Genomic DNA, 5,860 nt, shown 5'->3' with positions numbered 1-5,860 from the left:
CTCTCATGCAAAGCCTCATGCGGCGGCAGCCTTCGTCCCGATGTCGGCAAGCCTGCGGGCGAGCCTGAGCGCCGCGATCAGACTGTCGGCACGGGCTATGCCCTTGCCGGCGATATCGAAGGCGGTGCCGTGATCCGGTGAGGTGCGGATGAAGGGTAGGCCGAGCGTAACGTTGACCGCCTCGTCGAACGCCAGCGCCTTGGCCGGGATCAGCGCCTGGTCATGATACATGCACAGCGCCACATCGTAGCCGGCTCGGGCGCGGGCATGGAACAGCGTGTCGGCCGGCAGCGGCCCGAAAGCGTCGATGCCCTCCGCCCTCAGTCTGTCGATCGCCGGGCGGATGATGCGCTCGTCCTCGGCGCCCATCGCGCCGCCTTCGCCGGCATGCGGATTGAGGCCGGCAACGGCAAGCCGCGGCTTGGCAATGCCGAAGCGATGTTCGAGGTCGGCGGCGGTGATGCGGGCGGCCGCGACGACCAACTCCGTGGTCAGCGCTTTCGGCACCTCGCGCAGCGCAATGTGGATGGTGACCGGAACCGTGCGCAACTCGGGGCCGGCAAGCATCATCACCGGCATCGCTTCTGCGCCGGTGTGGAGTGTCGCCAGATGCGCCAGATATTCGGTATGGCCGGGGAAACGGAAGCCGGCATCGTAGAGCGGCTTCTTGGCGATCGGGCAGGTGACGACTGCCGCCGCGCGGCCGCCAAGGCAGTCGTCAACAGCGCGGTCAATGGCCTCGATGATGCCGGCGGCGTTGGCTGGGTCCGGCCGGCCAGTGCTGTCGACGAAGCGGGCGACTAGGGGCACGACGGGCAGGGCGCGTGCAAAGACGCGCGCCGCTTTGGCTGGTATCGTCTTCGTGATTGGCACATCGGCGCCGAGCAAGCGCGCCCGTGCGGCAATCAACGCCGGATCGGCGATAAGATAGAAGGGCGGCACACCGGCGCTGTCGCGCGCTCGCCAGGCGGCAATGGCGATTTCCGGCCCGACGCCGGATGGATCGCCGACGCTCAGCGCCAGCGGAAGCTCTGCCTCTGGCGACTTCAGCGCTCGACGATGCGGGCTTTCTTCCGCAACTCCTCGACATACTTGTTGGAGAGCTCGTCGGCGTCCTTGCCGCTCGAGCCTTCGCTCTGGAACACCATCTGGGCGGCCTTGTCGTCGGACACTTCGCGCGACGAGCAGATGCCGATGAACTCGACGCCGCGGTCTGTCTCGCGCGTGGGGGTGGCGCCGCCGACCTTGGTGGCCTTGATCTGGTCGGCCCAGTCCGGCGGCAATTGCGGCGCCAGTATCCGGCCGAGATCGCGAACGGTGACGTCGATCAGGCCCTTGGCAAATTCGCGCGAGGTGTTGCAGCTGTTGAAGCGGGCGCGCATGGCATCGGCTTCGCGCTTGCGCTTGGACAGCGTAGCGCTGCGCTCGGCCGCCGGCACGACGAAAATGACCTGTTGCAGCATGTACTCCATGGCGGTCGGCTTGGTGCCGCCATTGTCGAGCATGCGCCTGACCACGTCCTGCTCGCTCAACGCGCCGCCGCTCTTGGAGCGATGGCGCGCGGTCAGCGCCTGGTTCCAGGCCATCTGGGAGCGGATGAACTCCTTGAAATGTTCCTTGCCGACGCCGGACTGCGCCATGACGCCATCGAGTTGTTTGAGCTGCATCTTGTTGGTCGTGGCAAAGCGCTGGTAGGCAGCGTCGACCTGGGCGTCGCTGATGCGGATGCCGAGACGCCTGGCTTCGGCGACGCGCAGCGTCTGCTCGATCATTTCCTCGGCAGCGTCGCCTTTCTTGCGCTGCAGGCGCAGGAAGGCAGCCCGATGCTGGATGTCGCCGGTCGTGATCGGTACGTTGTTGACGACGTATTTGATCTGGCTGGCGAAGGCCGGCGGCGTAATCACTGTGATCGAGGCCGAGGTTGCCGCCACCAGCAGCGCGAACCCTGCCGAAAAGAGGTATTTCCTCATCGAAAGCATCCCAATTTTATCTCGGTTCCGGCCCAATTCTATCCCATTTTGAGGGAGCTGGAATCCGTGCCTGCCCTATGCGGCGAAACGATGTCGTTAGACGCGATGTGGGTTCACTTGGACACACAAGATACCCTCTAACACTTTGAATCTACGCATCGTGCTTTCCGAAAATCAATTCCGATTTTCGGGCCGATGCGTTCGCCGGCCGCCGTTCCGCCCGTCTGTTGTTGGCCGGTCGCCTGCTACTGGACAGCGTTGAAGGAGCTTTGTGTCGAGCCGAAATCGCCGAGCGTGCGGAACGACAGGTTGAAACCGATGTTCTGCGACACTTCCTTGGTGCTCAGGTCGCGGGATTCCGAGAATGTCATCAAGTAGGTGAAACACGAATCGCTATAGGCAAAGCCGACCCCGTCCTTGACCAGGACACTTTGCTCCAGATCGTAGGTGCCGGTACCGAAGACACGCCAGTTCTCTGCAAGTTGCGTCGAGGCGCCAAGCGTGACCTCGTGACGATCGGTCGTGAAGCCATAGAGCGGCTGCGCCTGGATGAAGGCGTATTTGGCGCTGAACGAAATCGGCAGGCCGGAATAGGCTGCCTTGACCTCGGCGCGGCGAACCTCGAAGCTCTGCTCGTCGAAACGGCCGCTGATCGAGCCGGAAAGCCCGCTGGGGCTGTTGAAGCCGACGAGACCGACATAATCGGAGGTCGCGGTCTCAAGGCCCGAATCGGCGCCGACGTTGACCAGGTCCGGCGCGGCGAAGGAGTTCTGGCCGTCAAGCTGGTAGGATTGGCCGAACAGCGCGTTGGTGCTCCAGCCATTGTCATAGGCGCCGGAATAGCGCAGCCCGACATTGGCGCGCGTGCCGCCTTCCAAGCGGTCGTAACCGGAGAACTTGTCGCGCTCGAACAATGTTGTGGCGTCAAAGACGAAGCTCTGCGCGTCCTCGTTGGGAACAGCGAGGCCGCCGACATATTGCTCGTTCGGACGCACGAACACCTGCGCCATCGGCTCGAAGATGTGGCTGGAACTGGTCGACGAGAACAGCACCGGCCAACGCATTTCCAGCCCGGCGGTCGCCATGAAGCGGGCGAGCGACGATCGCATATCGTCGTCGACGCCGAGATTAGACGCCATCTGATTGATGGCATTGAGCGATCCCGAAGAGGCATTGACATAGCCGGCGTCGCCGCGCAGCGCCAGCAGCGGCGTCAGCAGCAGCCCGCCATCGGTGGTGAAGGTGCGTTTCCATTCCGCTTCGCCGGTGAGACGGCCCGACTGGCCCTCGATGCCGCGTACACTGGTCACGGACGCAGCGTTGTTCGGATCGGCAAGGACCCTGTCCAGCCTGTCGCGGCTGATGGCCTGCGCGTTGACATTGAACGATAACTGCCCGCCGCCCACCGCCATGTCTGGGATGTAGGCGTAGTCGAGCGAGGGCAGCACCCAGGGCTGCTTGCCGGCACGCGCGGTCGGATCGTCAGAGAGCGTCTCTTCCTGGACCTCGAAGCGCATGGCGCGCACATCGAAATAGTTGCGGCCGTTGAGGCCGGTCAGGTAGATCGAGGAGCGATGCACGCTGTCGTTGAAGTCTTCGATGGCGTAGGTGCGCGAAAAGTTCTTGTCGGTCTGCAGCAGGACATCCCAGCCGAAGTCCCAGCGCGGATTGATGGCGAACTGGCCCTTCGTGCCCATCATGCCGCGGAATTTGTTCGGGTCGCCGGCCGCTCCCGAATCGACATTGTGCCCGTCGCTGTCGATGAACTCGTCGGGATCCACTTGCCGGATGCCGGCGATCTTCAGGCTGTACTGGCCGTTGTTGAAGCGCTGACGCCACTCGGCTTCGCCGAGAAAGCCCTGCTTGGTGTAGCCGCTGCCGGTGACGGTGAGATCGTAGGTTGGTGAGAGAGCGAAATAATAGGGGACTTTGACGCCGACGCCGAGATCGCTCTTGTAGGAGATGCCAGGGATCAGGAAGCCGCTCTTGCGCTTGACGGTCGGGTCGGCAATCTCGAAAGCCGGTAGATAGGCGAGCGGAAAGCCGAAGAACTCGAAATTCGAATTCTCGAAGCGAACCGTCTTCTTCTCGCCGTTCCAGATGATTTTTCTGGCCTTGATGCGCCAGGTCGGCGCTTTGTCGGGTTTGTCCTCGCACGGCTCACAGGCCGTGTAGACGCCGTTGTGGAACGTCGTCAGCACGCCGCCCATGCGTTCCGCGCTTTCGGCGGCGAAATAGGCCTTGTCGACGGTTTCGACACGCAGCGCGTTGACGAAGCCGTCGGCGAAATCGTCGGTGATGTCGACGTGCTGCGAATAGATCTTGGTGCCGTCGCTGTTGACGACCTCGACATTGCCGCTGGCGACGAGCCGCTTGGTGTTGCGATTGTATTCGACCCGCTGGGCGACGAGGCGGTTGCCGCCATAGTCGATCTGCACGCCGCCGACGGCCGTCACTGTCTGGTTGTCGTTGTCATAGACCAGCGTATCTGCCGCCAGCAGCATTTGCGAGCCGGCGGGCACGTCGGCTGCCATGTCGCTGATATCCTGGGCAAAAGCCGGGATGCTCGGGACGACACAAGCGAGCAGGCATGCCAAGGCGCTTGCCCCATAGAGGCGCGCCAAACCGGCCTGCCTATGGATGCGCAAAACCGCCCCCCTCACTAGCCGTCTTCCTTGTACAGCAAGAAAGTCACCCCGAAGAACATAGCCACGACAACCGGAACCCATGCAGCCACGACTGTGGGTACGAATCCCGCCACGCCGAATGCCTTGACCAGCACCGTCACGACATAAAGCAGAAACCCGGCCAGGACGCCACCCAGAATCATCGTCCCGGATTGTCCCATCCTCGCAAATCGCATCGACACCGTTGCGGCGATCAGCGTCATTGCGACGAGAAGGAACGGCAGCGCCACCAGCGAATCGAACTGCATGGCAAAGGCATTTGCCTTGAGGCCGAAGGAGCGGGCAACCTCGATCTTGCCGGGCAGATCGTAGAAAGGGATGGTTTCCGGGCGCGCCAGCCGCTCTTGCACGAATTCGGCCTTGAGATTGGTCGGCACCCTGTCGCTTGCCGCCGATTGGATATTGCCGTCCCGGAAAACCTTGACGTCCTGCAGTTCCCAGTAGCCATTCCGCAAAAAGGCGTGCGCCGCGTCCTTGCGTTCCACGATGTCGCCTTGCGGGTTGAGGACGAAGAAGACGGCATCGGCCATCTCCAGGCCCTGATTGAGAATGGCGCGCGCGCCGATGATGGTATCGCCGGAACTGGTCTTTTGCCGGATCCAGGGCTCGGCGTCGGCCGAGACGGTGTTCGACTTGCCGGAGCGGAGCTGGGTTTCGATTTTTTCGGACCAGGAAAACGCATGCGCGGCTATCGGATTGATGACGCCGACCGACAACACCCCGAACAGCAGCGCCCCGATGCAGCACGGCAGCAGGAATTGCCAGGCGGACACGCCGGCGGAACGCGCGATGACCAGTTCATACCTGCGATTGAGCGAGACCAGTGTCGCCATCGCCGAGAACAGGCCGACGAACGGCACCGTCTGCAGCATGATCATCGGGATCCGCAACCCTGAAATGGCGAACGCCGTGCCGTAGGTGAAACCCGGCAAGCCGGTCGTGCGGCCGGAAAGTTCGGTGAAGTCGATCAGGAACACAAGCGCCAGCAGGCCGATGAAGAACCAGATGGTGATCGTCACGTAGCGGAAGAAGAAGTATCTACCCAGAGTCCAGCCCATTAGCGTATCCAGCCCATTAGCCGGCCCCTTGGCCAGAAGCGCCGCGCCTGGCGAAGCGGAGCTTCAGGGCGCTCCAGCCGTCACTGAAGCGGCCGGCGAAATTCGTCATCCAGTCGGCCCAGGCGACCGGCAGTTCCATGGTCCG

At 62.9% G+C, this 5,860-nt stretch carries 4 protein-coding genes; all 4 read right to left on the bottom strand.

Annotated features, from left to right (window positions below; genetic code table 11):
• Nucleotides 1–15 precede the first annotated feature (15 nt).
• Complete coding sequence (gene pdxA / locus EOA86_RS18940) at nt 16–1,050, bottom strand: 4-hydroxythreonine-4-phosphate dehydrogenase PdxA (protein WP_164891827.1); 1,035 nt, start codon at nt 1,048–1,050, stop codon at nt 16–18.
• On the bottom strand, nt 1,047–1,979 hold the full coding sequence (locus EOA86_RS18935) for a peptidylprolyl isomerase (RefSeq protein ID WP_065008931.1): 933 nt from the start codon (nt 1,977–1,979) through the stop codon (nt 1,047–1,049). The genes pdxA and EOA86_RS18935 overlap by 4 nt, the downstream gene beginning before the upstream one ends.
• A gap of 236 nt (nt 1,980–2,215) precedes the next feature.
• Nucleotides 2,216–4,633, bottom strand: coding sequence for an LPS-assembly protein LptD (locus EOA86_RS18930; protein WP_164891826.1), 2,418 nt, complete (start codon nt 4,631–4,633; stop codon nt 2,216–2,218).
• Nucleotides 4,633–5,715, bottom strand: coding sequence for an LPS export ABC transporter permease LptG (gene lptG, locus EOA86_RS18925; RefSeq protein ID WP_128343073.1), 1,083 nt, complete (start codon nt 5,713–5,715; stop codon nt 4,633–4,635). Before lptG ends, EOA86_RS18930 begins: the two co-directional genes overlap by 1 nt.
• Nucleotides 5,716–5,860 lie beyond the last annotated feature (145 nt).

It is taken from the genome of Mesorhizobium sp. M5C.F.Ca.IN.020.32.2.1, from assembly GCF_004023105.1.
In the GTDB taxonomy this organism is placed as follows: domain Bacteria; phylum Pseudomonadota; class Alphaproteobacteria; order Rhizobiales; family Rhizobiaceae; genus Mesorhizobium; species Mesorhizobium wenxiniae.
This window is presented reverse-complemented; position numbering and strand designations above follow the sequence as displayed.